Raw genomic sequence first — 18,982 nt, forward strand, 5'->3', positions numbered from 1 at the left:
CGCAAGCTCTGAAAAACAGCCTCGGCCCGGACGGAAACTAGATCCGTTCGGGCCGTGCGCGTTTCAGGATCAGGACATCGCAACCCGCAATGCGGTGACCGTTCCACTCAACCGGGTCAGCGTTGTAGTTGATCAGGAAAACCTGCTGGGCCGTTTCACGCTTTCGCAACCCGTCGGGTAGGGGGTGCAGGGTCAGCCCTGTTGTTTCCGCAGCCATCGCAATGACGCGGTCCCACAGCGCCTCATCCGGGAACCCGGCCAGATACCACAATCCGCCGTCCCCTTTCAGGGCAGGGGTTCCATCCTCAAAGCTCAGCAGGTCGGGGGCAGCACCGGATACCCGGTCGATCCAGTGCTGTGCCGATCCGCCACCTGCCACAGGGCGCTGGATATTCGGTGGCAGCGTCTCGACCAGATCAACCTCGCAGTCCAAACCGTTCAAACCGGGGCGGCCCGTCGTGGGGATTTGGAAATCGCCGGTGATGGCCCCGGCTCGCGGGCCGAGAATGGCCAGATCGCAGGCGTCTGACAGACGCTGTTCCAGGCCCTCATCCACCGTCGCCAACCCCGGTGCAAGGATCATCGCATAGCCGTCGGGAACGGCGTTCGCCGGGACAAAATCCACTGACACCCCGGCCCGCCGCAGCGCGCGATAGGCCGAGAATACCAGCCGAAAATAGTCAAACCCGGCACCCTGAGGCTGCGTTTTCCACGCCCAATCCGAGGCATAGTCGAACAGGATCGCCACGCGGGCCTGTTCCTGCTGAACCGCGCCCAAGGTGGCCAGATCATCGGCTGTCTGGCGCGCCTCAGCCAAAGCTTGGGCAGGGCGATTGCCCGGCGTCAGTAATCCTGCATGCATCTGTTCCTGCGCAAAGGGCGCTTGCCGCCAGCGGAAGTAACTGACCACTTCGGCCCCATGCGCCACGGCCTCAAGCGACCACAGGCGGACCATGCCGGGCAGGGGGGCTGGGTTGTACGGGGCCCAGTTCACCGGGCCGGGTTGCTGTTCCATCACCCACCAGCGACCCCGCCCGACAGCGCGATACAGGTCATGATGGAAGGCCTGCATATCCGGATCGCCCTGTTGCAGGTATTTGGTTTTGTGCTCCGCACTGTCCTCCAGCCGATCCGACAGGAACCCAAGCGGATAGCTGTCCCAGGTGGCGATATCCAGATCCGCCCCCACATCGAAATGGTCGAACTCAAGCACGCGACCCATATAGTTGTGCAGCAGGGGCGCATCGGTCAGATCCCGCAGCACCTCCACCTGCGCCTTGTTGAACGCCACCACCTGATCCGAGCTAAATCGGCGGAAGGCCAGAACATGGGCCGGATTGGGTTCCGTCACGGTCAGGTTGGGCAGGTCGATTTGGTCGAAACTGCTGTATTCCATCGACCAGAACACATTCCCCCACGCTTCGTTCAGCGCCTGGACCGAGCCATAGCGATCCGCCAACCAGCGCTGAAACGCGTTCAGGGCGGGGGGGCTGTAGCTGAGCGTGGTGTCATGACAGCCATATTCATTGTCGATCTGCCAGGCCGCAACATGCGGATTTCGGCCATAGCGCTCACCCATGATCCGGGTGATCCGCGCGCAGTCCTCAATGTATCCACGATGGCTGAAACAGTAATGCCGCCGCGAGCCGAACTTGCGAACCTGACCCTGAGCATCGACGGCCAACATATCCGGGTGTTTGTCCAGCATCCAGCGCGGGGGCGTGGCTGTTGGCGTACCAAGAACAACCTTCAGGCCCGCCGCGCCCAGCGTATCGATAGCGCGATCCAGCCAGTCGAATTGCAGGTCGCCCGGCGATGGCTCCATCCGGCTCCAGGCGAATTCACCGATCCGCACCCAGCGCAAGCCCGCCTCAATCATGCGCGCAACGTCTTCGGCCCAAACAGCCTCGGGCCAGTGTTCGGGGTAATAACAAACGCCAAGTTCTGGCTTCATAAGAGGACTCTGTGTTCTGCCTGACCCTGACCGGCATTCAGCGCGGTAAAGGTCATTCCGTTGGAAGGTTGGGTTTGGATCGCCTCGGCGCTCAGGCCTTCGCGGGCTGTGGTGCAAAAAAGCGTTGTCAGTTCAGCGCCGCCAAAGGCCGGGCATGAGGTATGGGCCGCATCGAAACGCACCGAATGCAGGTATTTGCCCGAGCGGTCATAGGCGGCAACCCGGTGGTCGCCCCATTGCGCGATCCAGATATTGCCCGCCGCATCGACCACAGCGCCATCCGGGTTCAGCCTGTCGGTCCACAGGTCCAGAAACACCGACGCCTCGCCTTCGGGCCATCCGGTTTCGGCGTTCAAAGGCCAGCGCATGACCTGCCGCGTCTTTGTGTCGGCATAGTAGGCGCATGAACGATCCGGCGCGAAACAGATCGCGTTCGAGATGGTCACATCGGGAACAAGGCGGCGCAACTCGCCCCGCCAAAAGCGGTAAATCGAACCGGCACCCGGCTCGGCCCGCTTGCCCATGGTGCCGATCCAGAACCCACCCCACGGGTCCGCGCGCCCGTCATTCGACCGGGTGATCGGGTTGTCGGCCTCCAGCGCCACCACCAGATCCTTGCGCCCCGTGGTCAGGGAAAACCGCCACAGCCCGGTTTCGGACGCGATCAGCAACGTATCGTGATCCACCCAACCCGCGGCTGAGACATGTTCGGAAAAGTCCCAACATTTCTGTTCGCCTGCTTCCTGGGTCATCAGACGCTTGTTCAGGATATCAAACCAGAATAGCTGTTGCCGTTCGGGATGCCACAACGGGCCTTCGCCCAATTCGCAGGGGCGGTTGTCGAAAACGGCGCTCATCCCACGGCCTCGTCATAGGCGGCAACAATCCGGATGGCCCGTTCCGAGATTTCGGCGATGTCCATACCCGGCTTAAACAGGGCCGACCCAATGCCGAACCCGTCTGCGCCTGCGGCGAGCCACTGATCGAAATTCTCGGGCCCTGCACCGCCGACGGCAAAAACCAGTGTCCCTTGCGGCAGAACCGGGCGCAGCGCGGCCAGACCGGATGGTCCGGCGGTGACGCCCGGAAACAGCTTTAGACCGGTGGCCCCGGCTTTCAAGGCGGCAAAAGCTTCGGTCGGCGTGTATACACCCGGCCAGCTTTGCAGGTTTAGCGCAATCGTGCGCGCAATCACCTCGGCGTCGAAGTTCGGTGACACAATCAGTTCCCCACCGGCCTGTGCGACATCCTCTACCTGTTGAACGGTCAACACCGTCCCCGCACCTATTAACGCCTGCTCTCCGAAGGCAGAGGCCAATCGGGCGATGCTGTCCAGCGGGTCGGGTGAGTTCAGCGGCACCTCGATCCGGTCGATGCCCGCATCGATGATGACACGTCCGACGGTTTTAGCCTCCGATGGCTTCAACCCGCGCAGAATGGCGATGATCGGGCGGCTCATGCGGTTTCCTTCGTCAGCGTGCGGGCCAGTGCCAGACCGGCCAGAGTGGAGAGCGTGGCATCCGCCGTCTCGACGAATGCGCCCTGTTGCTGCAGGGCTTGCGCATAGATCTTCGAAACCTCGTCCGCGCCGATAATAGCCAGTTGCTGGCCCAGCCAATAAGGCCGGGTCGCAGCCAGTTCGGCCCCGATCAACAGGCCGGACAGACGCGCCCGGGCGATGGACTTGTCCTGCCCTTGCAACAGGTCCGCTGCGCGCAGACCAAACAAACGGCCCGCCAGATTTTCCGGTTTTGACAAGGTGTCTGCCACAGCCTCGGCAAAGGCCGCTTCATCCCAACCTTCGCCGACCGAATGTTTCAGAACCGATTGCCCGCACAGCAGGTCAAACATCTCGCCCGTCATGAAGGTGCGGAAGCTGATCACTTCGCCCGCGCTGACCTGCACCCATTTGGTATGGGTGCCGGGCAGGCACAGCACACCGTCCCAGTTCTGGTGCCCGGCCAGAAATCCGGCGATCTGGGTTTCTTCGCCCCGCATCACATCTGGCGGCGTCGCTTGTTTCAGACCCGGCACGATAAAGGCCCGGATACGCGGATCGGTGCCGGGAACACGAACCGGCGCATTTGGTACGGGGGCCGAGGGCACAGCGGCATAAGGCGCTTCGGCCCAGCCTTGCCGCGCGCCAACCATGCCACAGGCGACGACATCGACGGGCGCATCGCCCAGCCAATCTTGCACCAGCGCCAGCAGCGCAGATTGAAACGCGCCCGGCGCAACTCGGGCCATGCCCAGATCACTCTGCGCCTGATCCAGCACCGTGTCGCCCTGCATGGCCCAGGCCCGTAAGTGAGAGGTTCCCCAATCGACAGCAATCCATTCGGTCTTCATCGCGTCACCCCGATACCACTACGCCGCCGTCAACGGCCATGCACTGCCCGGTCATGGCGCGGCTGGCCTGAGACGCCAGAAACAGGGTCGGTGCGATCATGTCCTCGGGCGTCAGGTGTTCTTTCAGGCATTGGCGATCCATATGGGCGGCCAGATCTTCGGGCGTGGCCCACATATCCAGTTGTTTCTGCGTCAGCACCCAGCCCGGGGCCAAGGCGTTCACTCGGATGTTCTGCGGCCCCAATTCGCGCGCCAAGGACCGCGTCATGCCGGTGATCCCAGCATTCGAGGTCGTGTAGATCGGATAGCCCGCATTGCCCATCATGTAACTGATCGAGCTGAAATTGACGATGGCACCGCCCTTATCCTGCATTTGTCGCGCGGCTTCCTGACAGGCGAAGTAATAGGCCTTGAGGTTGACCTCGATCATCCAGTCCCAGAACTCGGTGGTGGTTTCTTCCAGCGAGTGGCGTTTGTCATTGGCCGCGTTGTTGATCAGCACATTCAGGGGTCCATGCGCCTCGGCGGCTTTTTGCATGGTGGCGTGCAACAATTCGGTGTCGGTCATGTCGCCCTGCATGAACAGCGGGGTGCGACCGTGTTTATCACGCATTTCTTCGACAAAAGCGCTGGCGTCCGAGCGGCCGATGAAGGCAACGTTTGCCCCTTGCGCCAGGAACCCATCCGTTAGGGCTGCACCGACGCCCGAGCCGCCGCCGGTGATATAGACAGACGCCCCGTTCAGGTCATGGAATGTGGCGGGTTGGGTCATCAATGGCTCTCTCTGGTCACAAGGCGGGTATCTTTGCCGACAAGGAAATCAAGGTCTGCGCCCTGATCGGCTTGCAGCACGTGGTCGATATAGAGTTTTGCATAGCCGCGGGTGTAGTGCGGGTCGTCCGGTTGCCATGCCGCGCGGCGGGCGTCCAGTTCCTTTTCATCGACCAGAAGTTCCAACTCGCCCTTACTGGCCGAAACGCGGATGCGGTCGCCGGTTTTGACCAACGCCAGAGTACCGCCCGCCTGCGCCTCGGGGCTGACATGCAGAATGACAGTGCCATAGGCGGTCCCCGACATGCGCGCGTCGGAAATGCGGATCATGTCGCGCACGCCTTCTTTCACCAGCTTGGCAGGGATCGGCATATTGCCGACCTCGGGCATGCCCGGATAACCCTTGGGGCCGCAGCCTTTGAGCACCAGAATGGTCTCAGACGTCACCGGCAGGTCATCACGGTCGATATTGGCTTTGAGGTCTTCGATATTCTCAAAAACGTAAGCCTCGGCTTCGGTTTCCAGCAAGGCATCTGTGGCCGCCGAAGGCTTCACGATGGCCCCGTTCGGTGCCAGATTGCCCCGCAGCACGCGTAGGCCAGCGGCGGGTTTCACCGGACCATTGAAGGGTCGGATCACGTCATTGTTGAAACATTCAGCCCCTTCGTAATGGGCCGAGATATCCTTGTTCAGCACCGTTTTTGCCGGGCGCAGGAAGGGCTTGAGTTCGTTCAGAACCACCGGCACGCCGCCTGCATAACAGAAATCCTCCATCAGGTACTTGCCCGAAGGCATACAATTGACCAGCAGGGGGATTTCGGAACCGATCTCAAAGTCTTTCAACGTCAGGTCCACGCCAACCCGACCCGCCAACGCGAGAAGGTGAACCACCGCGTTGGTCGACCCACCTACGGCGGCGTTGGCGAGGATGGCATTCTCAAACGCCTCTTTGCTCAGAATGTCGGATGGTTTGAGGTCTTCATCCACCATCTCGACAATCCGCTTGCCAGTCAGATGCGCCAGCGCCATGCGGCGGGCGTCAACGGCAGGCAGGGCGGCATTGGTGGGCAGGGACATGCCCATCGCCTCGACCAGAGAGGCCATGGTGCTAGCCGTGCCCATGGTCATGCAAACCCCTGCGCTGCGCGACATACCAGATTCGGCGTTCATGAAGTCCTGCAGCGTCATCTCTCCGGCGCGCACGGCCTCGGAGAATTTCCAAACGTCGGTGCCCGAACCGATATCCTGCCCGCGATACTTGCCGTTTAGCATTGGGCCGGAACTGACCACGATCGACGGCAGATCGACTGACGCAGCGCCCATCAACTGCCCCGGCGTGGTCTTGTCACACCCGCCCAGCAGCACGACGCCGTCGATGCCATAGGCACGGATCGATTCCTCGACATCCATGGCCAGCAGGTTGCGGAACAGCATGGCGGTGGGTTTCATTTGGGTTTCGCCCAGCGACATGACGGGGAATTCCACCGGAAACCCTCCGGCCTCCCACACGCCGCGTTTGACGCCCTCGGCCAGATCGCGCAGGCCTGAGTTGCAGGGGGTAAGTTCGGACCAGGTGTTGCAGATGCCGATGATGGGCCGCCCGTCAAAGGCGTGATCGGGGAAGCCCTGGTTCTTCATCCAGGACCTGTGGATGAACCCATCCTTGTCGAGCTTTCCGTACCAATGCGCTGAGCGGCGTTTCTTTGTCATTCTTGTCAGCCTTCTACTCTTGGGGTCAGGCGGCCTTGGCGGGTTTGCACCAGTCCGGCAGCCAGTCGGTATGCGCAATCAGTAGATCGTCAACTAAGTTTCGGATCTGGCGCAGGTCCAACTCGGCAGCGGTGTGGGGGTCCATCATGGCAGCATGATAGATATATTCCGGGTTCTGCTCGACCAAAGCGCGCACCGTTAGTTCCTGCACATTGATCTGCGTCCGCATCAGCGCGATCAGTTGGGGTGGGATATCGGTCACGACCGAAGGCTGCACCCCGTTGCTGTCCACCAGACAGGGGGTCTCGACCGCAGCGCCAAGGGGCAGTTGCGGGATTTGGCCAGTGTTGGGCAGGTTGCCATAAGCCACATAGGGCGTGTCGGTGACGATAGCGTTCATGAGATCGGCGGCGAATTCATGGCTGCGGGTGACAGTGATGTCACGGCCATCGGTCAGCGTCTTGGCCTGCTCTTTCCAGTTGGCGACCTGTTCAATGCAGCGGGTGGGGTATTCGTCCAGCGGGATCGAGAATTGCTCGATCAGATCCGAGCGCCCGTCCTTGATGAACCACGGAACGTATTCGGCCAGATGTTCCGAGCTTTCGGTGCAGAAATAGCCAAGATGGTCCATAACCTCATAACGCACCTTGTTGGGACAACGCGGCATCAGCAATGGCGGTTTGGGCAGGCGACCGCTGGCATAGCCTTGCCGCAGCGCGGGGTAAAGGTCGCGGCCTTGATGTTCCAGTTTCAGGAAAAAAGCGACGTGATTGACGCCCGCAACCTTGTAGCGGAATTCGTCCTTAGGCAGGTCCAGATCATGGGCCAGTTCCTCGACCGTGTTCTGGACCGAGTGGCACAGGCCCACCTGTTTCAGCGCCGAGAATTGTTCCGCCAGCGCCCATGTGTTGATCGCCATCGGATTGACGTATTGCAGCAGCGTCGCGTTGGGGCAAAGCTGCATCATATCTCGCGCCACGTCCCACAGAACTGGAACCGTGCGGAGCCCGCGCATGATGCCACCGACTCCCAGCGTGTCGGCAATGGTCTGGCGCAGGCCGTATTGTTTAGGAATCTCGAAATCGGTGACCGTGCAGGGCTCATACCCGCCGATCTGGAAGGCGGTTATGACAAAGTCGGCCCCGTCCAGCGCGGCGCGGCGGTCAATATGCGTTGAAACGGTTGCGCCCGAACCGACCGAGCGGATCATGGCGCGGGCCACCGCTTCGCTTTCTGCCAGACGTTCGGGATTGATATCCATCAGCGCAAAGTGGCTGTCGGCCAGCGCAGGGGTCAGCAGCGCGTCGCCCACGATATTCTGCATGAAGATCGTTGAGCCCGCTCCGACAAAGGCGATTTTGGTCATTTTGCAAACCTTTGGTTTGACGTTATTTTACGGCACCGAGGGTCAGGCCCGCGATGAAGTGTTTCTGCATCAGGAAGAACATGGCCACCGGCGGCAGAGCCGCGACGATGGAACCGGCACTCATCAATTGATAGGCGGCGCGGAATTGCGCGTTGAAACTGGTGATACCTGCGGTGACAGGCTGGCTTTCGGCACCCTGGGTCAGGACCACGGCCCAAAAATAGTCGTTCCAGATAAAGGTGAAAATTAGCACGCTGAGCGCCGCGATCGCGGGCTTCATCAGTGGCAGAACCACGTACCAGAAGATGCGCCATTCGCTGATACCCTCGACCCGCGCAGCCTCGATCAGTTCAAAAGGCAGGGCGCGGATGAAATTGCGCATGAACAGGGTACAGAATCCGGTCTGGAAGGCGATGTGGAACAAGACCAGCCCGGTTTTGGTGTTGTAGAGACCTAATTCCAGCGTCAGGTCGCGTACGGGAACCATCAGAATCTGGAACGGCACGAAATTGCCCGCGACAAACATGAAGAAGATCCAGAGGTTCGATTTGAACTTGTATATCCCCAGCGCGAACCCGGTCATGCAGCTAAGCGCGACACATCCGATCACCGTTGGGATGGTGATCAGGAAAGAGTTCATCAGATAGCGCGGCATGTCCGAGTTGAAGAAGACCTGCCCGTAGTTGAACGCGCCCTCAAAGCTGGACGGCATGCCCCAGTAGTTCGCATTGGTAAAATCCGCAGCGGGTTTGACCGAGAACAAGGCGACCGCCAGCAGAGGGCCAAGCCACAACAGAAGGGCGACCGGCAACATGGCCTGATAGGTGATCTGCGCCGCGCGGGGTTGTTTTTCGATGGGTTTGGGAAACATCTCAGTGCCCCTTTTCTTCGCGATACATCGACCACAGGAAGTAGGCGATGAAGCAGAGCATGATCAGGAACAGGATCACCGCGATGGCAGCGCCGTATCCCATGCGGAAGCCGTATTCGGACAGGGCGACCTCGAACATATAATAGGCCAGCACGCGGGACGACCCGAACGGCCCCCCTTGGGTCATGATCGAAATCAGGTCGAACGACCGCAGTGCGCCGATGATGGTGACGACGAAGGCAATAAAGGTGGCCGGGCGCAGTTGCGGCAGGATGATGTGCCATAGCATCCGCCCGCCCTTTGCACCGTCCAGCCGTCCGGCCTCGATCTGTTCGGGGTCCACGGCGTTCAGGCCGGTCAGGTAGAGGATCATGCAGTACGCGGTCTGCGGCCAAAGGCCCGCGAAGATGATGCCGTAGGTGACGAACCTCTCATCGCCCAGCACGTTGAGCGGGCCCATGCCAAAGAAGCCAAGAAACTCGTTCAGCAGACCAAAGGTCGGGTCGTAGAACCATGTGAACACAAGGCCGACGACGACCTGTGAAATGACAAACGGAAAGAAGAACAGGGACTTATACAGGCGGATGCCCACAACCGTCTGGTTCAGGAACAAGGCGATGAACAGGCCCGCAGGGATTGCCAGCAAGTAAAGGAGCAGCCAGATCAGGTTGTTTTTCAGTGAGATATAAAACGCATCCCGATCAACCCATTCCCAATAAAGGTCTTCGTAGTTGCGGAACCCGACATATTCCGCCGCGCCCAGCCCGTCCCATTCATAAAGCGACAGGTTGAAGGACTGGAAAACCGGGATGATCACATAGACCATAAAGAACAGCAGACCCGGGGCCAGAAACAGCCACGGCGCGATACGCTGTTGGTTGCGGTGGAACCAGCTTTCCTGTTCTGGGGCGTCTGCGGCAATGGTCATGGCGGCATTCCGGCTGAGGGGTGGCGGGCTGAAGCCCGCCTTACATTTGCAGTTTGGCGTAGGCCGGGCTTCAGCCCGGCCCTGTCCGTTTAGTTGTCGTAGATGCGCTGACGTGCGCGCTCCAGCTTGGCCAGGATACGATCAGCATTGTCCGGCTTGACCATGAATTCCTGGAAGCCTTCCATCGACACCTTTGCCATTTCGGCAGGCGCGTCACGATCCCAGAACTGGGCAACGCCGCCCGGGCTGTTCGACGACAGCATGGTAAAGCCCTGCTGCAGGAACTTGTCATCATCCACAGCAGACTGTGCGTTCACCGGCAGCTGCCCGAGGTTTGCACCGTTGTTGATCTCGGTCTGCTCATCCGCAGAAACCGCAAAGCGCAGGAATTCGCGCGCGGCTTCCTTGTTCGAGGCATTGGCAGGGATGTGGAACGTGTCGGTCGGCGCGTCTTCGGCCAGCTCGACATCGGGGTTGATGGCGACGAACTGGTAGAAGTCCAGCTGGTCATCGGTCAGGCCAGCCTCACGCAACGGGGCGACAGCAAAGTTGCCCATCAGATAGGCCGTGGCCTCGCCATTGACCATGAAGGGCAGGGCCTCTTGCCAGCTATAGGTCTGGTGGTTGTCGATGAACGCGCCCATATCGATCAGCTGCTTCCAGTTGGCGAAGGTCTGTTTGACCCGGTCGTCCTCCCAGCTGATCTCGCCATTGGCGAGCTGGTTGTGGAAGTCGAAGCCGTTGGTACGCATGTTCAGGTAGTCGAACCAGCCACCGGCGGTCCACAGGAACTTGGTGCCGATGGTATAGCAGGCACGACCGGAATCGACGATCTTCTGGCAGTTGGCCAGTTCTTCTTCCCAGGTGGTCGGCTCGGTCAGGCCCAGTTCGTCAAAGATGTCTTTGCGATAGTAAACGCCCCACTGGTAGTAGGTATAGGGCACGCCCCACTGTTTGCCGTCGATGGTCATCGCGCCCTTGGTCGAGGCCAGATTGTCGGCAATCTCGGGCTCGGCCCACAGGTCGGACACATCTTCGAACAGACCCGCCTCGACATAAGGTTTCATCCGGTTGGCAGCGTACCAGGTGGCCACATCCGGCGTGTCCGCTGTCAGGAAGTTGCGGATCTGGGTCTTGTAGGCTTCGCGGTCGATCACGGTGGTCTCGATCTCCAGCCCCGGGTGCTGCTCTCCGAACCGCTCGATCATCGCTTCCATCGTCGCGCGCGGCGCCGGGTTCGATGTATCGAGGAAGATTCGCAGTTCACCGGTCAACTCGGCCGCAACAGGCGCGGCAAGTGCCACACTGGCCGCCAAAGCAGCCGCAGTGCGCTTGAACATGGAATGCATGGTTTCCTCCCTTAAGCTTCCATTTTGTAGTTCCAAATATTGAAACCTAGTTTTATATATTGAAAACTACACATCGACTCGGCTAGTCTTGTCAAGACCCTGATGAGGATGGCGGCGGTCAAACGGAGGAGAACAGGCACCCGTGGCAGGTGACGGAACAATAGGCAAAGCATGTGATGTGCTGGATCAGGTGGCGTCGTTCGGACGCCCCGTGCGGTTTGCGGAATTGCTGGACCGCAGCACCTTTCCCAAGGCGACACTGTATCGGTTTCTGCAAACCCTGACCAATCAGGGCATGCTGTCGTATGAGCCCGAACGACAGACATATACCCCCGGTTTGCGGCTGGTGCGGTTGGCACATGCCGCCTGGACCCAAAGCTCTCTGGCCCCGATTGCGCGGCCGTTTCTGGATGCGCTCAGCCAGGAAACGGGCGAGACGGTGCATCTGGCGCAGCTTGATTCCAGTCAGGTCCTGTATGTCGACAAGCGCAACGCGGCGCAGCCGGTCGAGATGTATTCGCAAGCCGGCAAGGTCGGCCCGGCCTATTGCACGGGCGTCGGCAAGGCGATGATGGCCTTTCTGGATGAAGACGCTTTGAACAAGGCGGTGTCGCAGCAAAGCTACCACCGTTTCACGGACAAAACGCTTGCGTCCGAGCAGGCGCTGCGGGCCGATCTAGACCTGATCCGCCAGCGCGGTTTCGCCGTGGATGACGAAGAACACGAGCCCGGCATTATCTGTATCGCTTGCCCGATTCTGACCTCGGGCGGGCGAATGCTGGGTGCGATTTCCGTGACCGGTTCAACAGATCGAATGAATTTTGAGCAATTGGAAGCCTGGGTTCCCCGGGTTCGGCGCGTGGCCGAACAGATCGGGGCCGAGGCGCAGGCGTGGCGGTTCCCCGAAACCCGCCGGGATGCCTATAGCGATAGGATGCAAGGGACATGACAGGTGTAACTCTGAACCAGGCGATCAAACGGTATGGCCAGACTCAGGTCATTCACGGCATTGATCTGCAGATCGAAGATGGCGAATTCTGCGTGTTCGTCGGCCCCTCGGGCTGTGGCAAGTCCACGCTGCTGCGGATGATCGCGGGGCTTGAAGAGACGTCCGAAGGTCAAATCCATATCGGCGCGCGCGAAGTGACCCATATGGACCCAGCCAAGCGCGGCGTGGCAATGGTGTTTCAGACCTACGCGCTTTATCCGCATATGACCGTGGCCGAGAATATGGGCTTTGGGCTGCGCATGAACGGCGTGGCCAAGGGTGAGATCGACAAGAAGGTTCAGGAAGCCTCGAACATCCTGAAGCTGGATCAATACCTGAAACGCAAACCCAAGGCCCTGTCCGGCGGTCAGCGTCAGCGCGTTGCCATCGGTCGTGCGATCGTGCGCGGCCCCGAGGTGTTTCTGTTTGACGAACCGCTGTCGAACCTCGACGCCGAACTGCGGGTCGAAATGCGGGTCGAAATCGCCCGTCTACATCAGGAAATCGGCGCGACGATGATCTACGTAACCCACGATCAGGTCGAGGCGATGACAATGGCGGACAAGATCGTCGTGCTGCGCGATGGCCGGATTGAGCAGGTGGGTGCCCCCATGGACCTGTACCGCGATCCTGATAACCGCTTTGTTGCCGGTTTCATTGGCTCGCCCGCAATGAACTTCCTGGACTGCGACTATGCCGACGGCCATGTCACGCACCCCGCACTTAGCCAGCCCTTGCCGGTTTCAGCCTCGGTTCCTGCTGGTCTGTCGAAGGTAACCTTGGGCATGCGCCCCGAACACATCCAGATCGACCGCTCTGCCGAAACCTGCACGGTTGATCTGACCGAAGCGCTGGGTGGGGTGTCATATTCCTATCTGCTGACACCCAATGGCGACAAACTGATCGTCGAGGAACGCGACGACCAACGCAGCACAACGGGCGAGCGCATCGGCATCTCGGTCCAGCCCGAGCGTGCGATGGTGTTTGATCCCGAGACAGGTCAGCGGTTTCGCTAAGCGGCGGGCCCGTCGCTTGCATCCGACATCCTTCGCGACCTGATCCTGCCACCCGTGGCAAAACGCGCGCCCTTGGGTGATTGATTCCAATCCAAACCTCATTTATGGGAGGCCCTGTCAAAACAGAGTCACCCAGGGGCGATAGCATTGGTCTGCCCCTACCGCGCCACGCTGATGTGGCCCCAACTCTTGGATCGCACGCCCCGAAAGGCTTAAAAAAGGTAAAAGAATATGGCAGATAAATCGAACTTCGACATATTGTATACCATTGTAGACGAAGCGCCCGAACTGGCCAGCGCGTCGTTTCTGCCCATCATTCGCAAGTTCGCCTCGGCGGCGGGTGTCAGTGTTGGCACCAAAGATATTTCGCTGGCAGGCCGTATTCTGGCAACCTTCCCGGAAAACCTGACAGACGCGCAGCGCATCACCGATGATTTGGCCGCTCTGGGTGAGTTGGTGAAGACACCGGATGCCAATGTGATCAAACTGCCGAACATCTCGGCCTCGGTGCCCCAGCTTGTGGCGGCCATCGAGGAACTGCAGTCGCAGGGCTATGACATTCCGAACTACCCCGAAGAACCCTCAACCGACGCGGAAAAGGCGATCCGCGCGCGGTATGACGCGATCAAGGGCTCGGCCGTGAACCCGGTTCTGCGCGAAGGCAACAGCGACCGCCGCGCGGCGCGGGCGGTGAAGAACTATGCCCAGAAGAACCCGCATTCGATGGGTGAGTGGTCGTCGGACAGCAAAACCAAAGTGTCGTCCATGCCGGGCAACGATTTCTACGCAAACGAGAAATCGGCCACCATCACGGCGGCTCAGGCCGGTGATGCGAAGATCGAATTTGTCGGCAAGGATGGCAGCGTGACCGTTCTGAAAGACGGCTGGCCGCTGGCCGAGGGCACCGTGGCTGACGCGACGTTCATGTCGGTCAAGGCGCTGTCTGCGTTCCTGGCGGACGCGATCGAGGACACCAAGAAAGACGGCACCATGTTCTCGCTGCACATGAAGGCCACGATGATGAAGGTCAGCGACCCGATCATCTTCGGTTATGCCGTCAAGGCGTGGCTGGCCCCGGTGTTTGAGAAATTCGGTGCCGAGCTGGACGCGTTAGGCGTGAACCCGAACTCGGGCCTGGGCGACCTGTTGGAGCGTGTTCAGGGCAATGCCAACATCATGGCCGCCATTGACGCGATCAAGGGCGACCGCCCGTCCATGTATATGGTCGACAGCGACAAAGGCATCACCAACTTGCACGTTCCGTCGGACGTGATCATCGACGCCTCGATGCCCGCCGTGATCCGCGCAGGCGGCAAGGGCTGGGACGAGACCGGTGCCAAGGGCGACACCAACTGCGTGATCCCCGACCGCTGCTATGCGCCGGTTTACGAAGAATCCATCAAGTTCTTCAAAGCCAATGGCGCGCTGAACCCGGCCACTGCCGGTGCGGTCGCAAACGTCGGCCTGATGGCGCAAAAGGCCGAAGAATATGGCTCGCACCCGACCACATTCCAGGCCCCTGCTGATGGCACCATCCGCATCGTTCTGGCCAATGGCGAGACGCTGCATTCGCATGAGGTCGAACAGGGCGACATCTGGCGGTCCTGCACCGTCAAGAAGGCCCCCATCGAGAACTGGATCCAACTGGCGATGGATCGTCAGCGCCTGACGGGGTCCGAGGCGATTTTCTGGCTGGACGCCAACCGCGCCCATGACGCCGAGCTGATCAAATACGTGACACCAGTGCTGGAAGCTGCAGGCGTAGCGGACAAGTTCCAGATCATGGCCCCGCGCGAGGCGACCCGCCAGTCGTTGGAAACCATCACGGCAGGCAATGACTCGATTGCCATCACCGGCAACGTGCTGCGCGACTACCTGACCGACCTGTTCCCGATCCTGGAACTGGGCACCTCGGCCAAGATGCTGTCCATCGTCAAGCTGATGAATGGCGGCGGTCTGTTCGAAACCGGCGCGGGGGGTTCGGCCCCGAAACACGTGCAGCAGCTGGTTGAGGAAAACCACCTGCGCTGGGATTCGATGGGTGAGTTCTGCGCGCTGGGTGAATCCCTGAACTTCCTGGCCGACAACAAGGGCAACGCCAAGGCGGGTGTACTGGGTGCCGCAGCCGAGGCCGCGACGCAGGGCATTCTGGACAACAACCGCTCGCCCAGCCGCAAGGTCGGCCAGCCCGACAACCGCGACAGCCACTATTGGTTCGCGCGCTACTGGGCCGAAGCACTGTCCGCGCAGTCGGACGATGCGGAACTGGCGGCAGAGTTCGCACCCGTCGCGGCAGACCTGGCAGCGAAGGAGGAGCAAATCCTTAGCGAATTGGCCAACGCGCAAGGTGCAGCGGCTGACCTGGGCGGTTACTATCATACCGATCCGGCGAAAACCGCTGCGGTGATGCGCCCCAGCGCAACACTCAACGCGATCATCGGTTAAACCAAAGCCGACCGGATAACCGAGCTTCGGCACGGTCACTGATCGACCAAAACCAAAGGGGGCAGGCCTTTATCGGCCTGCCCTTTGTTTTTCGTTTCCAAATTAATTAAGGTTTAAGGAAAAAGCACAACTCACGGTTCAGTTTGGCAACACTCACGCGGCCGTTGAAAAAGCTTGAACGACTTGTCTTGCATTTCAGGAATGCGTGCAGATTATCAGAGACTTAACGCCCATGCGCCTTAGTCGCTGGGCCAAGGGCAGAGTTTCTACATGAACGGGAGCGATCATTTGGACAGCGTTGGGCGTGGCGAACGGTTAGGCCGGATTCTGTGCTTGATCCCGGCTTTGTACTTTTTTGCCACGGCGGCTTACGCGCTGGTCAACTTCGCCGAATACGCCGCCGGCGCCGCGCGGTTGCTGCGCTATGTTCTGGTTCCGGCTGCATTGGGCCTGTTTTTGGTGCTTGCTGCAGTGTTCACACGACGCGACACACGGCTGATGGTCGGGATTTGCATGTCCACCTTGTTGGCGACGCTTTTTCTGTTCGAAGGCTATATCAGTGTCAAATCTCTACAAGGCGAATTGGGGTCGGTCGGCATTGTGAAAGACGACGTTGATCTGGCGCCGTATCTGCAAAACCTGCCGCCCGCTGCGACGTTGAAAAGCGTCAATAACGCGGTGGAACTGAAACAGTTGAGCAAGGCGGTATTGGCACCGCAGCCCAAGAACCAGATGTTTCTGTGTTCGCTGGATGGCCAGCCGGTCACGTATGAGCCCGACAGGTTAGGGTTCCGGAATCCCGACTCTGTCTATGATGGCAACATTGAGGTGTTGGTGCTGGGGGACTCGTTTGTTGAGGGGTTCTGTCTGCAGGATGGTGAACACCTTGCGGACCAGCTGCGCGCCTATTCCCCCAACTTGTTGAATCTGGGGCACCGCAGCGCCGGGCCCTTGTTCGAACTGGCGGTCTTGGGGCGCTATGGCCCGGCCTTTGAGCCAGACTTGACGGTAATGGTGTTCTTTGCAGGCAATGACTGGCGAAACCTGAACCGCGAACTGACAATGCCGTGGCTTGCTCAGGCTCTGGAAGACGGGGTGGATTTTGGGCCTGTCGCCAAATCGGATCAACAGATTGCAACGCTGACAGATCAGATTGATCAACAGTGGGGCAGCATGGACTTGTCCCTGAGCCACTATTTCCAATCCAGACGTGTTGTTCGAAATTTCCTTGCCTTGCAAAAAACGGCCAAGCTGTTGGGGCTTCACTACCCGCAGGCGGTCGCGCCGCAACCCGAGTATAAGGATGTTCTCAGCCGCGCTGAGGACATAGTGGCACAATGGGGGGGCGAGCTTGTTATCGTCTTCGTGCCCCCGGTCGACCGTTTTAGTGGTTTGATTTCGCAGGACTTCCTGCACGACCCGCTCAGAGACTTGGTTCAAAGCGCCGCCGACGAGGTTGGGCTGGCGGTGATCGACCTGACAGATCAGTTTGAAGCGCATCCCAGGCCCAAGGATTTGTACGCGTCAGACGCGCATTTCAGCCCGGCCGGGGCGTCGCTGGCGGCCGAGGCCATCGCAGCAGGATTGCAACAAAGGGGGTTTATGAACTGAGCCGTTGGTGACGGTGCTGCTTATGGAAGCGCACATAACGCTTTAAGTATTTGTAATTAATTGTCAATTTATAGCCGATGTGAGTTCAGATAGGTGAAGCTGACGATCAAAGTAGATTCGAAATGATTGAAGCTATTCCTTCAACAATAATCTGGAAACCGCACTTTCCGTCACAAACCAGTGGCAATCCAAGACTTCGCAGGCTCATTCTTTAGAATTGTGAACTACATCATTGTTCCGTTGTTTGATTTGTAGCAGGTATTTTTAATGAAAGTTGTTCATGTGATTACGGGCACCAATGTTGGGGGTGCCCAAATTATGTTGCAAAGATATTTAGCGGCGTTGGGATCTGACGCCCGCGATCATTCGGTGGTCTCGTTGATGGGTGACGGTGTTATTGCAGAGCCGATCCGCTCTTTGGGGGTCAATGTCACTTCGCTGAATTTGCGGGAAGGGCAGGTGACGCCGGGCTCGCTGGTGAACCTGCGCCGTGCGGTCAGGGAACACGCTCCGGACGTCGTGCATGGATGGATGTATCACGGATGCATGGCGGCCTGGGCCGCAATTGCCGGGCGCATCACTTCGAAACCCGGGCTTGTCTGGGCGGTGCACCATTCCTTGCAGGACATTCAGAACGAGAAACGCTCAAACCGCATTCTGATACGCGCGCTGGCCAAACTGTCAGGCTTCGCCGGGCAGATTACCTATTGTTCGGACGTATCGCGCAAACAGCACGAGGCTATTGGGTTCTCGGGCGCGAATTCGGCGCTTATCCCCAATGCGATCGACACCAATATGTTTCGCCCGGACGATGCGGCGCGCAAGCGGCTTGAGGATCTGTGCGGCGTGAATGACGGCAGGTTTTTTGTCGGCAATTTTGCCCGCAGCCATCCGATGAAGGATCATGTTTCGATGGTCAGGGCAACGGCAAAGCTGCTTGAATCGGGCTACGATGTGCATGCGGTAATCTTTGGGCAGGGCACCACGACAAGCCCTGCGGTGGCCGAGGCCAACGCTTTGGGCATCAGCGACAGGGTCAGCGCGTTCGAAGGCCGACCCGATGTGGAAAAACTGGTGCCGGGCCTCGATATTTTTCTGCTGTCTTCAGCCTGGGGCGAAGCCTTCCCACTGGCGGTGGCCGAGGCAATGGCATGCCAGGTTCCCTGCGTCGTGACGGATGTGGGTGACAGCGGCTTTCTTGTCGGCAACTCCGGGCTTGTCGTTCCACCGGCTGATCCGGACGCTCAGGCCGGGGCCGTGGCGCAACTTCTGGATGCGGGGCGGGACAAGCGCGCGGAATTGGGCCAACTGGCCCGTGAAAGAATTAAGTCGGAATTTTCTGCCGAGAGGTATATACAGTTGCACGAGGATGCCTATCTTAAGGCGATGTATGTTAAGGCGTCGAGCAATAGTGGTTTGTCGAAGTCTGCCTAGGTTTGTGTGAACTCAGGCTGGCGGGCTCGGTTATTCGGCAAATGCACGTTCGAGCCCCGGAAGTTTTAAGAGTGAGTGTACCGCTATTGCGGTAAAAGGGTTTGAATATGACGGTTCAAGAGAGAATTGAACATACAGTAGTGTCGCAAAGTGAAGGTCGCATCGGATTAGATGGCGTTTCGCACATTGT

General features: G+C 59.4%; 15 protein-coding genes. 5 read left to right on the forward strand and 10 right to left on the reverse strand.

Translation table 11 applies throughout. The annotated features are described in order from the left end of the window. Nucleotides 1–37: 37 nt before the first annotated feature. The 10 genes from ACR0AC_RS12885 to ACR0AC_RS12930 all read right to left on the reverse strand — a co-directional run bounded on the left by ACR0AC_RS12885 (nt 38) and on the right by ACR0AC_RS12930 (nt 11,298). Nucleotides 38–1,954: a beta-galactosidase gene (locus ACR0AC_RS12885; RefSeq protein ID WP_480873885.1), complete on the reverse strand. Its 1,917-nt coding sequence runs from the start codon at nt 1,952–1,954 to the stop codon at nt 38–40. Beyond that, nucleotides 1,951–2,811 (reverse strand): SMP-30/gluconolactonase/LRE family protein, encoded by an 861-nt coding sequence (locus ACR0AC_RS12890; RefSeq protein WP_480873887.1) that lies wholly within the window; start codon nt 2,809–2,811, stop codon nt 1,951–1,953. Before ACR0AC_RS12890 ends, ACR0AC_RS12885 begins: the two co-directional genes overlap by 4 nt. After that, on the reverse strand, nt 2,808–3,413 hold the full coding sequence (locus tag ACR0AC_RS12895; RefSeq protein WP_480873890.1) for a 2-dehydro-3-deoxy-6-phosphogalactonate aldolase: 606 nt from the start codon (nt 3,411–3,413) through the stop codon (nt 2,808–2,810). The genes ACR0AC_RS12890 and ACR0AC_RS12895 overlap by 4 nt, the downstream gene beginning before the upstream one ends. Beyond that, nucleotides 3,410–4,303 (reverse strand): 2-dehydro-3-deoxygalactonokinase, encoded by an 894-nt coding sequence (locus ACR0AC_RS12900; protein WP_170453794.1) that lies wholly within the window; start codon nt 4,301–4,303, stop codon nt 3,410–3,412. The genes ACR0AC_RS12895 and ACR0AC_RS12900 overlap by 4 nt, the downstream gene beginning before the upstream one ends. A 4-nt stretch (nt 4,304–4,307) precedes the next feature. Beyond that, nucleotides 4,308–5,075, reverse strand: a complete 768-nt coding sequence (locus ACR0AC_RS12905) for an SDR family oxidoreductase (protein ID WP_170453793.1) — start codon at nt 5,073–5,075, stop codon at nt 4,308–4,310. Next, nucleotides 5,075–6,784, reverse strand: coding sequence for an IlvD/Edd family dehydratase (locus tag ACR0AC_RS12910; protein WP_170453792.1), 1,710 nt, complete (start codon nt 6,782–6,784; stop codon nt 5,075–5,077). The genes ACR0AC_RS12905 and ACR0AC_RS12910 overlap by 1 nt, the downstream gene beginning before the upstream one ends. 25 nt (nt 6,785–6,809) lie before the next feature. Further along, a complete protein-coding gene (gene melA / locus ACR0AC_RS12915; RefSeq protein WP_170453791.1) occupies nt 6,810–8,150 on the reverse strand; it encodes an alpha-glucosidase/alpha-galactosidase in 1,341 nt (446 codons plus the stop codon). Between the two features lie 22 nt (nt 8,151–8,172). Then, nucleotides 8,173–9,021 carry a carbohydrate ABC transporter permease gene (locus ACR0AC_RS12920; RefSeq protein ID WP_170453790.1) on the reverse strand — a complete coding sequence of 283 codons (849 nt, stop codon included), beginning with the start codon at nt 9,019–9,021 and terminating at the stop codon, nt 8,173–8,175. Between the two features lies 1 nt (nt 9,022). Continuing rightward, nucleotides 9,023–9,949 carry a carbohydrate ABC transporter permease gene (locus ACR0AC_RS12925; RefSeq protein WP_170453789.1) on the reverse strand — a complete coding sequence of 309 codons (927 nt, stop codon included), beginning with the start codon at nt 9,947–9,949 and terminating at the stop codon, nt 9,023–9,025. Between the two features lie 89 nt (nt 9,950–10,038). Continuing rightward, a complete protein-coding gene (locus ACR0AC_RS12930; RefSeq protein ID WP_170453788.1) occupies nt 10,039–11,298 on the reverse strand; it encodes an ABC transporter substrate-binding protein in 1,260 nt (419 codons plus the stop codon). A 142-nt stretch (nt 11,299–11,440) separates the two neighbouring features. Here ACR0AC_RS12930 and ACR0AC_RS12935 point away from each other — a divergent pair, with 142 nt between their 5' ends. From ACR0AC_RS12935 to ACR0AC_RS12955, 5 genes are all read left to right on the forward strand, one after another. Beyond that, nucleotides 11,441–12,247 (forward strand): IclR family transcriptional regulator, encoded by an 807-nt coding sequence (locus ACR0AC_RS12935; protein WP_170453787.1) that lies wholly within the window; start codon nt 11,441–11,443, stop codon nt 12,245–12,247. Next, the gene (locus tag ACR0AC_RS12940) at nt 12,244–13,302 is read left to right on the forward strand and encodes a sn-glycerol-3-phosphate ABC transporter ATP-binding protein UgpC (protein WP_170453786.1); all 1,059 of its coding nucleotides are present in this window, start codon (nt 12,244–12,246) and stop codon (nt 13,300–13,302) included. The genes ACR0AC_RS12935 and ACR0AC_RS12940 overlap by 4 nt, the downstream gene beginning before the upstream one ends. Before the next feature lie 231 nt (nt 13,303–13,533). After that, nucleotides 13,534–15,747 (forward strand): NADP-dependent isocitrate dehydrogenase, encoded by a 2,214-nt coding sequence (locus ACR0AC_RS12945; protein ID WP_480873896.1) that lies wholly within the window; start codon nt 13,534–13,536, stop codon nt 15,745–15,747. Nucleotides 15,748–16,017: 270 nt separating this feature from the next. After that, nucleotides 16,018–17,358: a GDSL-type esterase/lipase family protein gene (locus ACR0AC_RS12950; protein ID WP_480873899.1), complete on the forward strand. Its 1,341-nt coding sequence runs from the start codon at nt 16,018–16,020 to the stop codon at nt 17,356–17,358. Nucleotides 17,359–17,625: 267 nt separating this feature from the next. Next, on the forward strand, nt 17,626–18,792 hold the full coding sequence (locus ACR0AC_RS12955) for a glycosyltransferase (protein WP_480873901.1): 1,167 nt from the start codon (nt 17,626–17,628) through the stop codon (nt 18,790–18,792). The last annotated feature ends 190 nt before the right edge of the window (nt 18,793–18,982 follow it).

It is taken from the genome of Ruegeria sp. H7, from assembly GCF_056532945.1.